The following is a 17,620-nucleotide window of genomic DNA, read 5'->3' as shown; positions in this document are numbered from 1 at the left end:
CGACGGCTCCTCAGGCGTGCATCAGCGACCCGGCCACGCTGAGCGCGGCGCGGCTGCATTCGGCGCGGCAGCTGGTGTTGCCCTGGGCGACGCGCTCCTCGGTCTCGATCAGCGCGCGGCGAATGGCGCGGCCCTGGTCGGTGTGCTCGACCATCGCCAGTTCCTTGGCGGTGGCAACGGTCAGCAGGTAGTTCATGCTTCGACGATCGCCGCCGCGGCCCTTCTGCTTTTGATTACCCAGATCTGAGGAATCAAAAAAGTCGCGCCCTGCCTGCAGCTCGTACTCGTCGATGCGCCGCTTGATCCAGTCGGCGAACTTGGTGCCGTTGTCGAGCCGCTTGTGCAACTCGCGTGCATCGATGCCGTGACAGTCGGCGCCGGCCTGGGTGATCGTGCGGAAGGTGAGGTTCGGGTGCATGGCGCTTTAATCTCCTTGCGGAAAAGGGTCAAACAGCAGGCCTTCTTCGGTGACGTAGAACTCGGGTGCGGAGTAGCCGCCGCCGGTATCCACCATCAGCGGGGTGTCATTGGGCAGATGAGTCGTCGCCGCGCGGAACTCGCCGATGGTTTTGGTGGCGGTTGGCTTCACGTTGATAATATTCGCAGTGCTGTTATTTAAATTTTAACGGCAATGCGAATATTGTCAACGTGATTTTTCGTAGCTGCACGCCCGTGCTACGTTTTTCCGTACGTCATGAGTCTTGGAGGGAGAAATGGGGCGAGAACTGAGCGACTACACACTGCGGCAGATCCACGCCGATCGCATCGTCAAGCGCCAGATCGACGAACTCGTCGGCCTGGCGAAGGGGGCGTTACTGGATGGGGTGGTGGAGCAGAACGAGGCCGAGGGCATCCTCGGGTGGCTTGACGCCAATGCCGATTGTCTCGACACCTGGCCGGCCAGCGTGTTGTACGACCGCTTGCGGGCGATGCTGGCCGATGGCGTGCTGGATGTGGACGAAGCGGGAGAGCTGCTGGGCCTGCTGATGCAGATTGCCGCGCCTGCGGGCGTGGGGGTTGCGGCCGTGCCGAGCACCTTGCCGCTGACGGCGCCTGCGCCCGAGATCCTGTACACCGGACGCAGCTTCTGCTTTACCGGGGTGTTCGAGTTCGGGTCACGCGCGGAGTGTCACGAGGCGGTTATGGCGCGGGGTGGCGAGCCCGCGAAGGGTGTCACCAAGAAGTTGAACTACCTGGTGATCGGCTCGGTGGGCTCCGAGTGCTGGCGCCACTCCAGCTTCGGCACCAAGATCATGAAGGCGGCACAGTACTGCGAAGACGGCGCGGGTATCGCGATTGTGTCCGAGGCGCACTGGGTGGCGCGCCTGCGCTAAAAGAAAACCCGCCATTGGGCGGGTTATCTCATTTCACGGCAGCTTCCGCAGCTTTCTTTCTTGGCCGTCGCGTCCGCTTCGGTTCTGCCTGTTCAGGGGCTTTTTGTTCGCGATTTCCCTCTGGAAACATCAGTGGCAGCCGGACCGCGTTGTAGCCCATCCGCCAGATCAGGTCCTGGAGCAGTGCCGCGGATCGCTGATACAGGGGATCGCAGAATGTTCTGATGAAGGGGCGCTGTTCCAGATCAGCCTCCTCCCTGGGGTGATTGAAGACATAGCTGCACTCGACGGTACAAGTGGCTTCGAACGCAGTGTCTTTGCCCGCTTCTGCAATCCCTTTTGTGGTGACGGTGAGTCGAACCTGCAGCGTCTGGTGATCGTCGGAAAAATCCAGTGACGCGTCCACCCCTGTGCGCACCCTGCCTTCGGGCGCCTCGTCTGCCGAGAAGCTGCGTCGGCAGCTCGCTTCGACAATCGTTGGGATCCCCGATTTGAACTTGAGTCTCTTTAGTTCGTCCATGCCGTCCTCCCGGGCGAAAAGGTCGTAAGAGGACCGGGAACCGACTCGTCGAACTCCTGAACATTGACGCCGGCCTCGGGGTGAACGTAGTGGTGGTTCGTTACGCTGATCTCGACTTTCTTGGCCGGGTTCTTGGCGCGCTCGAGCCTTTCCTCGCACGCGCCCTTGACCCATTCGTTGAGTTTTGTGCCGGCGCGCTCGGCTTCCATCGCACACCCTCTGTGCAAATCTGGGCCGAGACGTACGTTGAAACTACCCTTGAATGGCGTGTCTGGCTGGTCGCCACATTCGGCGCAGGTCTCCAGGTAGTCGTCAACCGCAGCCTCGAATGCAGCCTTGATGTCCTTGGGGGATTCCGCCGCGTAGCTGATGACGTCGTTGATGTAGAGCAGCTTGCCGTGAATCAGGCCGTCCTCGACGCTGACCTCGGCGGAGCCAAGGTAGCTCTTGTATTCAAGAATTGCCTTCATTCAATCTCTCCCGCGTTCTGTAGTGCTTCGATCAAGTCTTCGAGCGCGTACTTCTTGAGAATCGGCTCCGGATGTGGCTCGTGCGCGAAGAACTTGACGCCGGAGCCGTGGCGAAACTTCCTGCCTGACCCGCCCTTGCTCTTCAACTGCTCGAAACCACACAGCTTGAGCAGCCGTGTAGCTTCGTCCCACGTGAAGTCGGCGGGTAGCGATCTAAGTCGTGCGACCTGTTTTGCTTTATTGGACACGAGATTATGCCTCAGGTTCTGGCGGTTGCAACTAACTTTAGTCGCGTGCTCATTGTCTCATGGTAGCGTGATGTCCATGAGCGTTCGTGAGCGCTTCTCCTGGTCCGTCCTGTCGTCGAAGAAGATCGTCTCGGAGTACACGATGCGGCATGGCTTACCGAAGAACTCTGTCACTTTTCCTTCCAGTTCCTTTGGCGTGGTGCCAGTGATCAGGTGCTGACCCGAGAACTCGAAGCGTCTGCGCCGCAGGCTGGCACCGGTGAGCACCCCTACAGCATCCAGCGTGCGCGGTTCTTCATGGTGCAGCACCACCAGGCGATTCTGCAGGGTGAGCAATGCGTTCTGGTCGGCGGTCCAGCTGCGCTCATCTCCCTCCGGCGAAACCCAGCGCACCTTCGGTGTCGCTTCTGCCTTTACCAGTGTCGTCACGAGGTTGCGGTATTGGCGCATGCCCCAGGGCGTGACGCGCTCGGCAACTTCAAGCGGGTACTCTGCGGTGATCAGGTCGAAGGTTGCCTCCAGAGCCTCGTTGGTGGCGCTGTAACCGTCGTCGAGGTCGCTGTCGGTATGTGCCACGAAGCGCACGCCGAATGACGAAGGGAAAAAGGCTTCTACGTCGAGCTGGCATTGCCCGAGCAGTGACGGCGCAATGCGTTGCCCGGCGTTGCGCACCAGCTTGCCATGCTTGATGTGCGCGTACAGCTTCTGCACCGCGTGCAGGAAGGCGCCAAGGTGCATGGCGTTGGCGCGGTGGCCCGAATACTTGGGGCCGTCCAGCGCGAAGTCGACGAACTCGAACTGCCGCTGCTGCATCAGCTCGGCGATTTCGCCGCGCAGTTGCCGCTGTTGGCTGCGCAGGGCGTTGAGCGAGAGCAGGTGCGCCTCGAGCTTGCCGTCGTGCTTGATGATGCGCTGCTGCGCCTGAATGGCCTCATCGGCATCGTCTAGCAGTTCGCGCGCCCAGCGCAGGCGGCGTTCTGCCTGCTCGGGGTCGACCCCTTCTCGCCATGGGCGTGTGTCAGGCCTCGGCATCGGTTGCCTCCTCGGGCAGTGCCGCCTCGATGGTGATGCCGATGATGCCCCGCGGCCGCTTGTCGCGGTCGTATGCAAGCCGCTTGTGCCAGAAATTGTGCTTTTTCAGGTAGTCGGCGTTGCAGGGGTGGTCAGGCGGCCCTTTTGTAACCATGTACGAATCGCAGTGGCAGTGCTGTGCCGTGCGTTCGCCATCGAAATAGCGCTGGATCAGGGCGCGCAGTTCGGCTGGTAGGGATTCGTAGGCTTGGGCGTCGCAGAAATTCACAAGCTCGATTGTGGCTGGCGCCGGGGCGCCGGAAACAAAGTATCCACCGATCCACTGCTCGGTGGGGATGCTGAGTTCGGAGAGTGCTTCGTGAAGCCTCAGATACCCTTCGAAAAGCCGCTTTCGGTGTGCGTCGGGCTGCTGCAGTTCGCGCCGGAAGTGCGGTGGAAATTCGTCTACGCACCGTTGACGGAACCCTTCAACGGTTGCGCTGTGCCATCCGGGCGGCAGGTGGCCTGCAAAGGGGTCGAATGGTGGCAGCACGCGGGCTACTCCTGCCCAACCAGGGCAAGCAAGGCTTTAGAGAGGCGGTCGCCCGCGGCCGGGTCTTGCTCGTAGGCGCTGACCAGGCCTGCCAGCGCCCGCCGACCGGTGTCCGTCAGCCGGAGCTGTTCGATCTCGGGCGCGAAGTGGGCGAGCAACTCCTCGAAGGTCTTGGGTCGCTCCCGGCCGGCAATCGTTGCGCCGAACAGTTCGACCGCCTTTGCGGCAAGGCGCGGGCTGATGGCGTCGAGCGGAACCCCGAGGGCTTTCGAGAAGCGGAAGGCGGCGTCGAGGTTTAGCGGCAGTCGCTTCCCGAAATACTGGGCGATTGTTCCTTGAGACTCCCATCCGCAGGCCTCGGCCAGTTGCGCTTGTGTAAGGCCAGTCGCCTCCTTTTCCTTATCGAAAAGGTCGCGGAGGCGATCGATGTCCTCGATTTCTTCTGGTGAAAGGGCGCGGCGCTTCGTTGTCTGGCTCATGCGCAGCATTTAACGGGCGTGCTAATAGTTTGACAAACGAGAATGTCGTTATTACGATTAACGACATTGCGAATATTTGGTGCGACTATGACCCTCTCCGACTACCTCAAGGAATCTGGCCTGACCCAGATGGGCTTCGCGCGTCAGCTCGGCGTGGCTCAGGGCACCGTGGCCTTCTGGCTGCACAACAAGCCCCCGACGATCGAGCGCTGCATCCAGATCGAGAAGCTCACCGCGGGCAAGGTCCGCTGCGAAGAGCTGCGTCCCGATGTGGATTGGGCGTATCTGCGCGGCTCCACCCAGGAGCCCTCGCCACCTTCTCGACCCCGCCCCCTGCCCGCGTCTGGGCAGGGGGTGAATACGGCATCGCCGACCGCCGCAGCGGGACAGAGCGTCGTGCCGGAGCAGGGCGGCGGCGTGATCAACAACCATGAGGCCGCGTGACGCGGCACAACCACTGAGGAGTAATCGCATGCCCAGCACCGTCGTCGTCCATGGCCCGCAAGGCTGCGGCAAGACCGGCAGCGCGCAAGCGCTCGCCGCCCACTTCGGCTGCACGCAGATCATCGACGACTGGGACGGGCGCGCCCGCGTTCCGGCCGGCAGCTTGGTACTGACCAACCGCGCCGACTGGAAAGCTTCTGCGCTTCCGGCCTTGCGCCGTGTTGTGCCGTTCGCCAGGGCGATGGCCGAAGCCGGCCTCGTTGGTGCGGAGGTCTGAATGATTGAAATGAAAACTTCGGAGGGCGGCGGGGTGCAGCGTGTCAGTGGATCTCTGGATCGTCCTCTCGAGGCGTCAGAACGCTGGCAACAAGAGATTGCAGAGCTGCATCGCCTGGTGCGCGCCGACGGTCCGCAGAAGAGCTTTTTACGAGCATCCGCCGGAAAAAACGGTCGCGGAAGCCGTTGGGGCCGAATTGCAGGTTCAGCGCCTGTTCGGCTTGCAGCAGCTCTCGTAGCGTGGATCCGGGCGCTGCTTGTTCGGAAAGGATTCCGGCCAGCGCGGTAAAGGTTTGCTCGGTGGCTTCGAGCAGTTCCTCGAAGCCTTCGCGTAGTTCGGTTTCGTAATCGCTCATGGTGCGCTCCTGTGGTGATGACTGTGTTGTGTGACAACTCGCATTCTATCTGCATGGAGCGTGCCTCCCGTTTTGCATGCTTGTCTCCCTCAGCCGCTTTGGCTGTTCGCGCCGGGTCGCAGGTGCTGCCCGGCGTTCTTTTTTCGCTGGGGTTGAGGCGAGTCTAGGTGTGGTGTTTCGAGAAGTGGACTGAGGGGATAACAAGATGACTCACGCAACTCCCGACCGCGCAGACCCCGTTCTGGCGCTGCACGCGGACGCAAAGCACTACCCCGGCGGAATCGCCGCCCTGGCGCGGTTGATCGGGCGCAGCCCGGGCGTGCTGCACAACAAGTTTTCCGACTCGATGCCGAACTACGACGTGACCGACCACGAGGCCGACGCGATGGGCGCGGCGATTGCCGAAAAGACCGGCGCCACGGGCTATATCGAGGCCAAATGCGCGGTGTTCGGCGGGTTGTTCGTGCCGCTGCCGATAGGTGAGGCGGGCGAGGCGGATCTGCTGCAGGCGCAGCTGGAAATGATGTCGCGCTTCGGCGAGCTGGCCCGTGAGTACACTGAGTCGCGCCGCGATGGACTCATCACGGTCGACGAGGTGGGGGCGCTGCGGGTGGCCGGCAATCGGGTGGTGCGGGCGGTGTATGCCTTCCTGAAGGAGGTCGAGAGCCAGGTGAAGCCGGTCGATGACGTGGTGCATCCGATCCACGTGGCGCGCTGATTCGGTATGCAGGGGGGAACGGATCCGCTGCCCTGGGCAGACTTGCCTGCCTACCGGGCCGAATTCCGCGCGCGTAATCCGCTGCCCGGCGCTGCACCGGCCGCGCTCGCCGATCGGGCTCAGTGGCTGCTGTGGCGCTATGAGCCGGGCGAAACGCCGGAGAAGAAGCCGCGCAAGATGCCGTACTACGCCGATGGCGGGCGGCGGTGGAAAGAGCAGGGGAGCGAGCGCGACCGCTCGCACCTGGTGCCATTCGCCACCGCCCTGGCAGCGGCCGGGCGGGGCGATTTCGACGGCGTCGGGTTCGCCTTCCTGCCCGGCGATGGCCTGTTGGGCATCGACCTGGACGGGATGATCGATGCCGGGTCGGGCGAGGTGGCCGAGCGCTGCCTGTCGATCATCCAGGCCTGCGACAGCTATACCGAGTATTCGCCCTCGGGCACCGGTGTGCACATCATCTGCGCCGCGCCGGCGGATGGCGAGGTGCGCACCTTCAAGAACAACAAGGTGGGCATCGAGGTCTTCACCGGACGGCAGTATTTCACCTTCACCGGCCGTGCCTGGAGCGGGGCGCCCGAGGATGTGCGCGAGATCTCGCAAGCGACCTTGCGCCGGCTGTACGTGACGGTGAAGGGCAAGCCGGCAGCGCCTGCCGGGCCTGTTGCGCCGCCGGTTGCTGCATCTGCGCCTGTGGCCGTGGGTGGCCGGCAGCGCAGCCGGGCGGAGTCGGTGGCGCTGGCCGAAGAGGCGCTGGGCTTTGTGCCGCCCGACGAATACAACACGTGGATACAGGTGGGGCATGCGCTGGTCGAGCTCGGCGCCCCCGGCTACATGGTGTGGGATGCGTGGTCGTCACGCAGCCCCAAGTATGCGGGGCCAGACGATACAGCCAAGCGCTGGGCGAGCTTCAAGCCCAGGGAGATTTCGCTGGGCACGGTGTTCGGGCTGGCGGAGGAGGCGGGCTGGGTGTCGCCCTGGGCCAAGGCCAAGGCGCGCAAACCGCGCGCGGCAAAGGCCGATCGCCCGCCCGTTGCCCCTGCTGCTGCCGTGCCAATGCCCCCGGCGCCCGACGGTGCGCACCTCGACCTTGCCCCCGCCGCGATGACAGCTCCCGCAGGGGCGGGGCAAGATGCGCCCGGAGCGCCCCCTGATGACGACGAGCCGCCCGACGAGTGGGAGCGCGACCTGCTCCAGAAAAAGGGCGACATCAGCCCGTGTCTGGCCAATGCCGAGCTGATCCTGTCGTGCATGCGCGAGTGGCGCGGCGCGATCGGCTACAACGAGTTCGCGGAAAAGACCGAGTTCCGCCGCCCGATTCCATGCGAGCGCAATGGGCCGGATGCCGGCGAATGGACGGATCTGCTCGACATCACCACGGCCATCTGGCTGCAACGGAAGTGGGGGGTGGAGTTCAGCGCGAGCACCGTGGCGCAGGCGGTCGAGGTGCTGGCACGCAAGCACCGCTTCCACCCCGTGCGCGAGGCGCTCGAGGCGCTGCCGCCGTGGGACGGCGTGCGCCGCAACGCGCACTGGCTGAGCGACTTCCTGGGCGTGGAACACTCGGAGTACGTGGGCTTCGTCGGGCAGTTCTTCCTGCGCGGCATGATCAAGCGGGTGATGGAGCCCGGCTGCAAGTTCGACTACTGCCTGGTGCTGGAAGGCGAGCAGGGGCGGGGCAAATCGACCGCCGCGCGCATCTTGTCCTGGCACTGGTTTGCCGATACCGACCTCGATCTGAGCAACAAGGACTCGCTGATGGCTTTGCCCGGCCACTGGGTCTATGAGATCGCGGAGCTGGGTTCGCTCATGAAGGCGGAGGAGCGCAAGCAGAAGTCCTTCCTCAGCCGGCAGGACGATGAGTATCGCCCCCCGTACGGCAAACGCATCATCAAGGTACCGCGCCAGTCGGTGTTCATCGGGACGACCAACGAGGAGGAATACCTCAAGGACGTGACCGGGGCACGCCGATTCTGGCCGGTGATGTGTGCGGGGGAGTTCGACCTCGACGGGTTGCTGGCCGTGCGCGAGTTGCTGTTTGCCGAGGCGTTGTACGACTACCGCAACGGCGAACGCTGCTGGCCGACGCACGACGAGCAGCGAGTGCTGTTCAACCCCGAGCAGGCCAAGCGGGGTATGCCGGAGCCGTTCGAGGACTACCTGTACGAGTGGGTCAATAAGCAGACCGGGCCGTTCAGCATGGCGGACGTAGCCGCAGGTCCGCTCAATCTCACGCCGGACAAGCTCACCCCTGCGGTGGTGACGCGTATCGGCATCACCCTGCGCAAGCTCGGCTGCGGGCGTGTGGAGGATCGGCTCGCCGCTGACCCGGGTCGCCGCCGCCTCTACACGCCCCCGAGCATGAACAAGGGTAGAAGCGATATTCGTGCCAGCGCAGCAACGGCGCGGGTTTCGCCACCGGCGAGTGGGGAGGGTGGCTGTGCGCCGTTCTGATCGCGCCGTGGGCGTTTTCCCACCCTCCGTTCCCAGCCTTCCCAGCCTCTGCGCAGAGGCTGGGAAGCTGCAACCCGCGCCGTTGCTGGGGGTTCCCAACCTTCCCAACGTTCCCAGCCTCGCGCTTCACGCGTGCTCGCCCGTGCGCGTACGAGGGCGCGGGGGCACGTACACGCCCCCGCGCGCGCTCGCGTGCGCACCGAACAAAAAGGTTGGGAAGGTTGGGAAGGTTGGGAACAAGCAGGGATTGCAAGGCTTTTGGCTTCCCAACCTCGGTATTGAGGCTGGGAAGGCTGGGAAACAGGGCAGGGAAGCGTGACGAGGTGATGAGATGAAAACGGTAATCGACAAGATGCGCGGCGACTTCGTACGGGTGGCCGAAGTGCGCAAGCAGCGCGGCGACTGGAGCGAGGCCGACGAGAAGGAGATCGGCGCTGCGATCAAGGCTGCGGTGGAGAAGGGCGACCCGGACATGATCCTGAGCTGGGCCGCATGGCTCGCCGACCTCTCGGGTGCGATCGCGGCCTGGGATCTGATCGTGCGCGGTAGCGTGGCGCGGATGCGGGCCCAGGCGCGTGAGGAACGCGAGGAATGCGAGGTGCGCGAACTGGCTGGGAAGGGGGCGCGGTGATGGTTGCGCGGTTAAGCGTGAAGTCTGACATCGACCAGGTGATCGGCCGTCTGGCCAAGGAAGCTCCGCGCGCCGTCGAGATCGCCACGCAGCGCGCACTGCTCCACGCCGCGCGCGAGGTCAAGGATGCCGAGGTGCGCGAGATGGGGCGTGTGTTTGATCGCCCAACCCGCTGGACCCTGAATAGCTTCCAGGTGAAGTTGGACAAGGCTGAGATGCAGGCCCGCGTCGAGATCAAGGACGGCTACTGGTACCGCGCTGACAACTACTTGCAGACGCAGATCGAGGGCGCAAGCCGTCGCAGGCAGAAGGCTTTCGAGAAAGCACTGCAGGCCGTGGGCGTCCTCCCGGCCGGCTGGGTGGCCGTGCCCGGCGAGCGCGCCAAGCTCGACGCCTACGGCAACCACAGCCCCGGCGAGATCCGCCAGATCCTGTCCTGGTTCGACGCCGCCGAGCGCGTGGCCGGCTCGACGCAGAACATGGGTGTGAAGGGGCGAGACCGCCGCCGCAAGGGCACGAAGAAGCGCGCCGGCTGGGAGTACTTCCTCGTCCGCGCTGGCGATCGCCGATCGTTCGTCAGGTCGGAGCAGTCCAGTCGCGGCTCGACCCACAAGATGCAGCCCGGCATCTACCGCCGCACCAACTACGCCTTGGGCAGCCGCATCGAGCCGGTGATGATCTTCGTGAAGAGCGCGTCGTATGAACGGCGCTTCGACTTCTACGGCGTGGCCAAGCGGACTATCGAACGCGAGTTCCGGCCACGCATCGAGGCCGCGCTGCAGGCCGAACTCGACAAGGTGACGGCATGACTGCGGGTCCTTCCGGGGTGATCCGCCCGCGGGTAATTCGAACCCCGTGCTTCCACTGTTTTTCAACCTTCCTAAGGGGGTTCCGGTTTTGAAAACTCAGCACGACATCATTGAGCATATCGACCCGGAGGCGCTTACGCCCCATCCGGACAACAGCATGAAGCACGGCGATGGGCAGATCACCCAGTTGGTGGCCAGCTTCGAGCAATTCGGCTTCAACGGCGTGATCGTCGTCGACGAAGGTAATGTGGTGCTGGCGGGCCACGGCCGCCGACTGGCAGCGATTCGTGCGGGTATGAAGACGGTGCCCTGCCTGCGCCGCACGGGGCTGAGTGAGGCACAGAAGCGTGCGTACATCATCGCTGACAACCAGATCGCCCGTAACGGCGAATGGGACGAAACCGTCCTGGCCCAGCAGCTGGCCTTGCTGAAGGATGACGGCTTCGACCTCGGCACCCTCGGTATCGGGGCAGATGCCCTGGCGTCGTTGTCGAATCTAAGCGCGGCAACGGCGAAGCTGGGGGAGGGGGCGGAAGTAGATAAGGCGCCGCCAGCTGCTCCCGTCGTCAAGCGCCGCCGTGGCGTCGAGGCAGTCGAAGAGGTGATCAACGAGCGCGAGCGCCAGATCGCGGTCGAGGGTTGGGCGCCTGCGCACGACGACAAGTATCAGGATGGCGAACTGCCCCGTGCTGCGGCCTGCTATGCGCTGCATGGCTGCGCCCCGCAGCAGGACGATGGCCCGTCTCAATGGCCTTTTCCGGCCGAGTGGTGGAAGCCTGGCACGCCGCGCCGAAACCTGGTGAAAGCGGCTGCGCTGCTGATTGCGGAGATCGAGCGCCTTGACCGCGCCGAGAAACGGCGGGCAGTGATCGCCGAGGCCGCCGCGAAGGCTGCCGCAAAAGCGGCCGAGAAACTGGACCGTGCTGCCTCCAAAGGCGGACGCTAAACCGCCATGTCAGGCCATCTCAACCACGACACCGCCGCCCGGCTGCTGGACCTCACGCCGGGCGAGCTGAGCCGGCTCGTGGATCGGGGCGTCATCCCGCGCGTCGACAAAAACGCCTACAACCTCGCCCCGCTAGTGCACGCGTATGTACGCCACCTGCGCGACGAAGCCGGGCGGGTCGAGCGTGCCCCCACCCAGGCCGAGATCGCCGCGCACCTGGATATCAGCGACCGCCGCCTGCGCGAGCTGCTGACCGAGTTCGGCCTCGACCACAAGCAAGTCCCCCTGGCCGACATCCGCATCCGCTACCTTCGCAAGCTTCGGGAAGAGGCCGCCGGCCGCGCCGCAGCTGACGGGTCCATCGACCTGCCGACCGAACGCGCCTTGCTCGCCCGCTCGCAGCGCGAAGGGCAGGACATCAAGAACGCCGTCGCCCGCGGCACCTACGCCCCCATCGACGTCCTCACCGACGTGCTCTCGAACGCGGCTCAGTCTGCCGTCGACCATTTCGACCAGATCCCCGCCGGCATCAACCGTGTCTGCCCCGACTTGCCGCAGCCAGTGCGCGACCTGGTCATGACCGAGGTCGCTCGCGCTCGCAACGAGATGGTCCGCAAAACGGCCTCGCTGATCGCCGACGCCCTGGACCCGTTCGATATCCAGGAAGACGAAACCCCCGACGCCTCACCGGAGGCCGACTGACCCATGACTGCCCGCCTGCCCACCGAAACCCTCGACGCCCTCAAGCGCGCCATCGAAGCCGGCCTGCGGCCCCTCAAGGCCGACCCGCCCGTGGCCTACAGCACCTGGGCGGCCGAGCACTTCGACCTCGACGAAGAATCCAGCCACCAGCGCGGCCTGTTCGTGCCGTGGCCGTTCCAAATCGGCTGGATGGACGCCTTCTCGAATGACGACATCGAGGAGGTCAACGTCGAGAAGGCCAAGCGGGTGGGGTACGCCCTCGCACTCGACACCCCCGTGCCCACCCCCAGCGGATGGACAACCATGGGCCGCCTCGCGCCGGGCGACACCGTGTTCGACGAAGCAGGGCGCCCCTGTATCGTGCGTTACTGCTCACCCATCTACCGCAACCACACCTGCTACCGCATTACTTTCTGCGATGGCACCCAAGTCGTTGCCGACGAAGGTCACCGCTGGATGGTCGAAAGCAGGGTCAGCTTCGAATACCTCCTATCCCCCAGCCAGTCCCGCCCCTTTGGCCGCCCGCCACGGGGGCGTCAGGTCACCACGCAGGGCATTCTCGACACCGGCCAGATGGCCCGAATCCAGTCCCAAGGCTGGAGCTATAACCAACTCCGCATCAGAAACGCCGCCGCGCTCGAGCTGCCCAACGCAGACCTGCCCATTCCGCCTTACACCCTCGGCCTCTGGCTGGGCGACGGGCACCTTGTCACGCCCCGCATCACGCAACACCGGGGCGATGTAGAAACCGCCGACCACATCCGTGCCGAAGGTATCGACGCCCGCGTGTGCTATCTCGACCAACGGAATCCAAACAACGCCACCATCCTGCTCGATGTCGGGGACGAACCGCGCGCCGTAACGCCCTGGGCCGCCCGGTTCCGCGCGCTTGGCCTGCTCAGCAGCAAACATATCCCGCCCATCTACCTGCGAGCCTCGCGCAACCAGCGCCTGCAACTGCTGCGCGGCTTGATGGATTCCGATGGCACCGTTGGCACCAATGGCCGGTGCGAATTCGTCAGCACCAACAAGGCACTGGCAGACGGCGTGTATGAGCTGGTCGTCTCGCTGGGCCTCAAAGCCACCCTGCGCGGTCGGATGCGTCAGCAAGCGCATCACCTCGACCAATACCGGGTCAACTTCAAACCGTCGCCGGCCATCAACCCCTTCAACCTGCAGCGCAAGGCCCACCGCGTAATCGAGGTACAACGCCCCACCATCACCTACTGCCGGCGCGTTGTCAGCGTTCAACCCATCGCCAGCGTCCCCGTGCGCTGCATCGAAGTCGACAGCCCAAGCCATCTCTTCCTGTGCACCCGGGCCATGGTGCCTACTCACAACACCAAAACCGTCGTCGGCTTCGCCGAATACAACGCCGCGCATCGCCGCCGCAAGCTCGCCATCTGGCAACCCACCGACGACGATCGCGACAGCTTCGTCAAGTCCGAGATCACCCCGTCCTTCGACATCTGCCGCGGGCTCGACCCCGTCCGCCGCCTCGGCCGCGACGACGACACCATCAAGTTCAAGCGCTTCCGTGGCAGCGTGCAGCACTACCTCGGCGCCAAGGCCGCCCGCAGCTTTCGCCGCATCACCATCGCCGTGGCCATCCTCGACGAAGTCGACGCCATGGACCAGGTCGTCGAAAAGACCATCGACCCCGTCACCGGCGCCAAGGGCCGGCTGGAAGGCGCCCCGTTTCCCAAGATCATCCTCGGCACCACCCCCCGCCACAAGCTCACCAGCCACGTCCGCCGCCGCGTGCAGGCTGCCGAGGCCGTCATGGAGTTCCGCATCGACTGCCCCCATTGCGAGCTCGACCACCCCCTCATGTGGGGCGGGGCCGACGTCCGCCATGGCTTCAAGTGGGACAACGCCGACCCCGCCACCGTCCGCCACGTCTGCCCCCACTGCAACGAGCCCATCACCCAGGCCGACTACCTCACCATCTGGCAAGCCGGCCGCTGGGTCAGCCGCTGCGGCGACTACCTCTACAACCACACCGCTAAGGTCTGGACCGACAGCCGCGGCACCCCGCGCAAACCCCCGCGCCACGTCGCCTTCGTCAACGTCTGGACCGCCTACAGCCCGCAGCGCGCCTGGCCCGACATCGTCCGCGAATTTCTCGAGGCCCGCAAAGCGCAAAAGCTCGGCGACAGCGGCCCCATGCAGGGCTTCAAGAATGAAACCCTCGCCGACGTCTGGGAGGAGGAATACGACCACACCGACGCCAGCCTGCTGCGTGCCCGCGCCCTCACCGACATCGACCTCCCCCTGCAGCGCGTCCCCCAGGGCGCCTGCAAGATCCTGCTTGGCATCGACACCCAGCAAGACCGCTGGGAAGCCGTCGCCTGGGCCATCGGCGAAGGCGAGGAGATGTGGCCCATCGACTACCGCGTCATCTACGGCAACCCGGCCCAGCAGCAGGAATGGTTCGAAAAGCTCAACCCCGTCATCGAAGCCACCTACCGCCACATCAACGGCCACGCCATGCCCATCGACGCCGTTGGCATCGACACCGGCGGCACCAACTGGACGCACCAGGCCTACACCTACTGCCGCGCCATGAACGCCCGCAAGGTCTTCGCCACCAAGGGCGACCAGGCGCTGGGCGCCCCCATCAAAATGAAGCCCAGCTGGGTGGACGTGAACGCCTTCGGCAAAACCCTCAAGCGCGGCGTCAAGCTCTGGCGCATCTGCGTCGACACCGCCAAGGATCTGCTCCACGGCCGGCTCGACCAGGTCAAACAACCCGGCCCCGGCTACATCCACCTCAACCGCCACCTGCCGCCCGAATGGTTCGACCAGCTCACCGCCGAGCACCGCATCAAGGTGCGCATGGCCCACGGCTGGGCCGACCGCTGGGTATGCCCCAGCGGGCACCGCAACGAGGTGCTCGACTGCACCGTCATCGTGCTCTTCCTGGCCCAGGCGATGGGCTACCACACCACCCCCGCCAGCACGTGGCAGAAGTGGCGGGACGCGCTCGCGCCAGATCTGTTCAGCGCCCCTGTGCCCTCACAGGCCCACGCCGAAGCCCCGCAAGCACCCGCCCAGCCGCCTCGCGCACAGCCTGTCGTCCCCGTCGCCTTGCCCGCTGCCGACCTATCCACCAGCGATGCAGACGACGAGCTATTCGCCCCCATCCCCATGCACTGAGAGGCCGACCATGAACGAACACGACATCGACGACGACCCCATCGCCGTCATCGAAGACGAAGCCCGCGCTGTCGCCAAGTCCTTCGGCATTCCGGCCTGCGAAGACATGGCCGCCATGTTCGTCGAGCGCATCATGCTGCGCCTGGGCGGCGAGAACATCTACGTGCCGCGTCGCCGGCTCCGCGACCGACAGCGGGTTATTGCGGAGATCCGGGGGCGGTTCACCGGCCGCAATGCGGCGGTGCTGGCACGGGAGTTTGGGGTGAGCGTGCGGTGGGTGCGGCAGATTGCCAGTGCGCGGTGAGTAGCGGCTCCATGTCTCCTTTGAGCGTGCTTCGGATGCCCGCAGGGTACTATCGGCCATATACCACCCGCTGAAATTCGATCCAGATAGCGATCATCCGGTCGAAGCGGTATGCTTACCGCTTATGTGTTAGATGGGTCGCAGCCCCGCTATGCCGTCGGCAGCTGCTTTTCCTACCTTGTTATGGTGCTTTTCGCGCGCTTTCTACGTCTAAACAATAGCTTGCAAAAAATGTTATCCGGCATTCAGATGTTATGCAGTAGAACTGTCGCCCTAAAACAAAGTTAGATTTTTTTAGGAGCCGCAATGAACAAAGTGGTCTTTGTAGAAGCATTTTTCAAACCCATAGGAAAAGCTGAAACCATCAAGGTGCCTACCGGTGAAACGAAGAAGGGATTCTTCGGCGGTGAAAAGGAGGTCTTCCGAAAGGAAGAGCAATGGGTTCAAACAGGTTGGTCTGATCGTGAAATTGACGGCCAGCGTTTAGCTAAGGACGTCGCAGCTGCCGTGGACAAATTGAACGAGCAAGGCTTTGAGGTTATGTCGCTGACAGACGTCACCTCCGGCAACTACTCCTGGAAATATGAAACCAAAGGTGGTCCAGGGGCCAACGGCGGTTGGGGCTACGGCTACGGCTACGGATATAGCTACACGGAGGGCATTATCGTCGTTGCAAAAAAAATCTAACCTTTCGGTCAACACGGACCTTGCGCATAAAGCCGCGCAAGGCCGGTTACCTTCACGTTAGGAGTTAACACAACTCATGGCTCTTACAAGAATGGAGATCTTGGGTTTTCGGGGGTTCAGGACGCTCGGCACGATAAATTTTTCCGTTCCAAACGGAGAGATCGGAAGCGGCTTAACAGTCATTACGGGGCCAAACAATGCTGGGAAGTCTTCAATCTTGGAATGCCTCAAGGCTCGCGCAGGCCATCAACCGCCAAGCTTTACGGTTGGAGCGCGTAACGCCAACGTTGAAGAGGTTGGAATTAAATACGTTATCAACGGCAAAGAGGAAACAATTAAGTCCATAAAGAAAGGCGCGAGTGAAACCAAGAAAGAAGGAGTCGATTCTAATTTCCACGTCTTTGTACTTCCATCACGCAGGGCATTCAATCCTTACTTTGGCCGATCTGAGCACTCCAGAGAGCAACATCTAAACAACTCAACTCTTACACCTCAACGCTCATCGATGCTGAGCGGATTCGAGTACCGACTTTTCACAGTGCTCAAGAATCAAACGGCATTCAATGAAATCCTCCATGAAGTTCTGACCTTTAAGCCAGAGTGGTCGATAGACCAGTCCGACCAAGGACAGTATTTTCTGAAGTTCTTTAACGGGGATGACTCACATTCAAGTGATGGAATGGGTGAAGGAATCGTAAGCATTTTTTCCATAGTCGACTCCCTTTACGACTCGAAGCCTGGAGACGTCATCGTAATCGACGAGCCAGAACTTTCTCTTCACCCCGCCCTTCAAAAGAGAGTTGCCAACTTGCTGTGTAGATTTGCGAAAGATAGGCAGATTGTTGTTTCAACCCATTCCCCATATTTCGTCGACCTCAAAGCACTTTCAAATGGTGGCCACTTGGCTCGTGTGGCGACAGGGGACGAAGGCACAATAATCTACGAAGTTTCTGCTGCAGCGAAAGACTCAATCAGCCGGCTATCAGAGGGAAACTTGTACAACCCACACGTGTTTGGTCTTGATGCGCGCGAGCTATTTTTTCAGGAAGATCAAATAATCCTGACTGAAGGGCAAGAAGATGTTCTGCTATTGCCACGGGTAGCGGAACAGGTAAAAGCAGAGATCACAGGGAATTTTTTCGGCTGGGGTGCTGGCGGCGCTAGCAACATCCGGCATCTATGTCGGATTCTTAAAGACCTTGGATACAAGAAGGTGGCAGGCCTATTTGATGGAGACAAGACCGAAGAGCGGGATAAGGCGGCGCTCGAATTTCCGGAATTCCACTTTGCATGTATCCCGGCCAAGGACATTCGCACAAAACCACCGCGCAAAGCTACGGACGAGGTTCAAGGATTGCTAAACGAAAAATTGGAACTCAAGGAAGAATACGCAATGCAGCTTAAGACACTATTCGGCTCGCTTTCTACGCACATGAACTCCTAACATGGCGGTTAACTCGGACGCTCCGCCGATAAATCCGGCTTCGCGCCGGTTACCTCTACGTTAGGTATCGCAAGGGGG

Annotated in this window: 22 protein-coding genes; 13 read left to right on the top strand and 9 right to left on the bottom strand. The window is 62.9% G+C overall.

Features of this window, described 5'->3' with window-relative positions:
• Positions 1–10: 10 nt before the first annotated feature.
• The gene (locus tag Tchl_RS14320; RefSeq protein ID WP_075149011.1) at positions 11–418 is read right to left on the bottom strand and encodes an antA/AntB antirepressor family protein; all 408 of its coding nucleotides are present in this window, start codon (positions 416–418) and stop codon (positions 11–13) included.
• 6 nt (positions 419–424) lie between these two features.
• Entirely contained in the window at positions 425–589 is a 165-nt protein-coding gene (locus Tchl_RS17830; RefSeq protein WP_157110122.1) for a hypothetical protein, read from the bottom strand.
• A 124-nt stretch (positions 590–713) separates the two neighbouring features.
• Here Tchl_RS17830 and Tchl_RS14315 point away from each other — a divergent pair, with 124 nt between their 5' ends.
• A complete protein-coding gene (locus Tchl_RS14315; RefSeq protein WP_075149010.1) occupies positions 714–1,334 on the top strand; it encodes a BRCT domain-containing protein in 621 nt (206 codons plus the stop codon).
• 28 nt (positions 1,335–1,362) lie between these two features.
• Here Tchl_RS14315 and Tchl_RS14310 read toward each other — a convergent pair whose 3' ends face one another.
• From Tchl_RS14310 to Tchl_RS14285, 6 genes are read right to left on the bottom strand one after another with little or no spacing between them, the layout of a single operon-like run.
• Entirely contained in the window at positions 1,363–1,854 is a 492-nt protein-coding gene (locus tag Tchl_RS14310; protein ID WP_075149009.1) for a hypothetical protein, read from the bottom strand.
• A complete protein-coding gene (locus tag Tchl_RS14305) occupies positions 1,842–2,324 on the bottom strand; it encodes a type II toxin-antitoxin system HicB family antitoxin (RefSeq protein WP_075149008.1) in 483 nt (160 codons plus the stop codon). The genes Tchl_RS14310 and Tchl_RS14305 overlap by 13 nt, the downstream gene beginning before the upstream one ends.
• On the bottom strand, positions 2,321–2,572 hold the full coding sequence (locus Tchl_RS14300; protein WP_075149007.1) for a type II toxin-antitoxin system HicA family toxin: 252 nt from the start codon (positions 2,570–2,572) through the stop codon (positions 2,321–2,323). Before Tchl_RS14300 ends, Tchl_RS14305 begins: the two co-directional genes overlap by 4 nt.
• Before the next feature lie 57 nt (positions 2,573–2,629).
• Positions 2,630–3,604 (bottom strand): hypothetical protein, encoded by a 975-nt coding sequence (locus Tchl_RS14295; RefSeq protein WP_075149006.1) that lies wholly within the window; start codon positions 3,602–3,604, stop codon positions 2,630–2,632.
• Positions 3,591–4,136, bottom strand: coding sequence for a DUF6932 family protein (locus Tchl_RS17825; RefSeq protein ID WP_146060802.1), 546 nt, complete (start codon positions 4,134–4,136; stop codon positions 3,591–3,593). Before Tchl_RS17825 ends, Tchl_RS14295 begins: the two co-directional genes overlap by 14 nt.
• Positions 4,137–4,141: 5 nt before the next feature.
• Complete coding sequence (locus tag Tchl_RS14285) at positions 4,142–4,624, bottom strand: helix-turn-helix domain-containing protein (protein WP_075149004.1); 483 nt, start codon at positions 4,622–4,624, stop codon at positions 4,142–4,144.
• A gap of 78 nt (positions 4,625–4,702) precedes the next feature.
• Here Tchl_RS14285 and Tchl_RS14280 point away from each other — a divergent pair, with 78 nt between their 5' ends.
• Both Tchl_RS14280 and Tchl_RS14275 read left to right on the top strand, forming a co-directional pair.
• The gene (locus Tchl_RS14280; RefSeq protein WP_075149003.1) at positions 4,703–5,059 is read left to right on the top strand and encodes a transcriptional regulator; all 357 of its coding nucleotides are present in this window, start codon (positions 4,703–4,705) and stop codon (positions 5,057–5,059) included.
• 28 nt (positions 5,060–5,087) lie between these two features.
• On the top strand, positions 5,088–5,336 hold the full coding sequence (locus Tchl_RS14275; RefSeq protein ID WP_075149002.1) for a DEAD/DEAH box helicase family protein: 249 nt from the start codon (positions 5,088–5,090) through the stop codon (positions 5,334–5,336).
• 43 nt (positions 5,337–5,379) lie between these two features.
• Here Tchl_RS14275 and Tchl_RS14270 read toward each other — a convergent pair whose 3' ends face one another.
• Entirely contained in the window at positions 5,380–5,691 is a 312-nt protein-coding gene (locus tag Tchl_RS14270; RefSeq protein ID WP_075149001.1) for a hypothetical protein, read from the bottom strand.
• A gap of 205 nt (positions 5,692–5,896) precedes the next feature.
• Here Tchl_RS14270 and Tchl_RS14265 point away from each other — a divergent pair, with 205 nt between their 5' ends.
• The 10 genes from Tchl_RS14265 to Tchl_RS14220 all read left to right on the top strand — a co-directional run bounded on the left by Tchl_RS14265 (position 5,897) and on the right by Tchl_RS14220 (position 17,542).
• Positions 5,897–6,409, top strand: a complete 513-nt coding sequence (locus tag Tchl_RS14265) for a phage regulatory CII family protein (RefSeq protein ID WP_075149000.1) — start codon at positions 5,897–5,899, stop codon at positions 6,407–6,409.
• 42 nt (positions 6,410–6,451) lie between these two features.
• Entirely contained in the window at positions 6,452–8,860 is a 2,409-nt protein-coding gene (locus Tchl_RS14260; RefSeq protein ID WP_075148999.1) for a VapE domain-containing protein, read from the top strand.
• Positions 8,861–9,191: 331 nt separating this feature from the next.
• Positions 9,192–9,491, top strand: coding sequence for a hypothetical protein (locus tag Tchl_RS14255; protein WP_075148998.1), 300 nt, complete (start codon positions 9,192–9,194; stop codon positions 9,489–9,491).
• A 17-nt stretch (positions 9,492–9,508) separates the two neighbouring features.
• Positions 9,509–10,300, top strand: coding sequence for a hypothetical protein (locus Tchl_RS14250; RefSeq protein WP_232311597.1), 792 nt, complete (start codon positions 9,509–9,511; stop codon positions 10,298–10,300).
• Between the two features lie 88 nt (positions 10,301–10,388).
• Positions 10,389–11,246 carry a ParB N-terminal domain-containing protein gene (locus Tchl_RS14245; RefSeq protein ID WP_075148996.1) on the top strand — a complete coding sequence of 286 codons (858 nt, stop codon included), beginning with the start codon at positions 10,389–10,391 and terminating at the stop codon, positions 11,244–11,246.
• Between the two features lie 6 nt (positions 11,247–11,252).
• Positions 11,253–11,948, top strand: coding sequence for a terminase small subunit (locus Tchl_RS14240; protein WP_083945243.1), 696 nt, complete (start codon positions 11,253–11,255; stop codon positions 11,946–11,948).
• Between the two features lie 3 nt (positions 11,949–11,951).
• On the top strand, positions 11,952–15,107 hold the full coding sequence (locus Tchl_RS14235) for a terminase gpA endonuclease subunit (protein ID WP_075148995.1): 3,156 nt from the start codon (positions 11,952–11,954) through the stop codon (positions 15,105–15,107).
• Positions 15,108–15,117: 10 nt separating this feature from the next.
• Positions 15,118–15,411, top strand: coding sequence for a Mor transcription activator family protein (locus tag Tchl_RS14230; protein WP_160113144.1), 294 nt, complete (start codon positions 15,118–15,120; stop codon positions 15,409–15,411).
• Positions 15,412–15,717: 306 nt separating this feature from the next.
• Positions 15,718–16,098, top strand: coding sequence for a hypothetical protein (locus Tchl_RS14225; protein WP_075148993.1), 381 nt, complete (start codon positions 15,718–15,720; stop codon positions 16,096–16,098).
• 76 nt (positions 16,099–16,174) lie between these two features.
• Positions 16,175–17,542: an ATP-dependent nuclease gene (locus Tchl_RS14220; RefSeq protein ID WP_075148992.1), complete on the top strand. Its 1,368-nt coding sequence runs from the start codon at positions 16,175–16,177 to the stop codon at positions 17,540–17,542.
• Positions 17,543–17,620: the final 78 nt, after the last annotated feature.

This window comes from Thauera chlorobenzoica (genome assembly GCF_001922305.1).
Classification (GTDB): domain Bacteria; phylum Pseudomonadota; class Gammaproteobacteria; order Burkholderiales; family Rhodocyclaceae; genus Thauera; species Thauera chlorobenzoica.
Note: the sequence above shows the minus strand (reverse complement) of the source record. Positions and strands in the feature narration are given on the sequence as shown.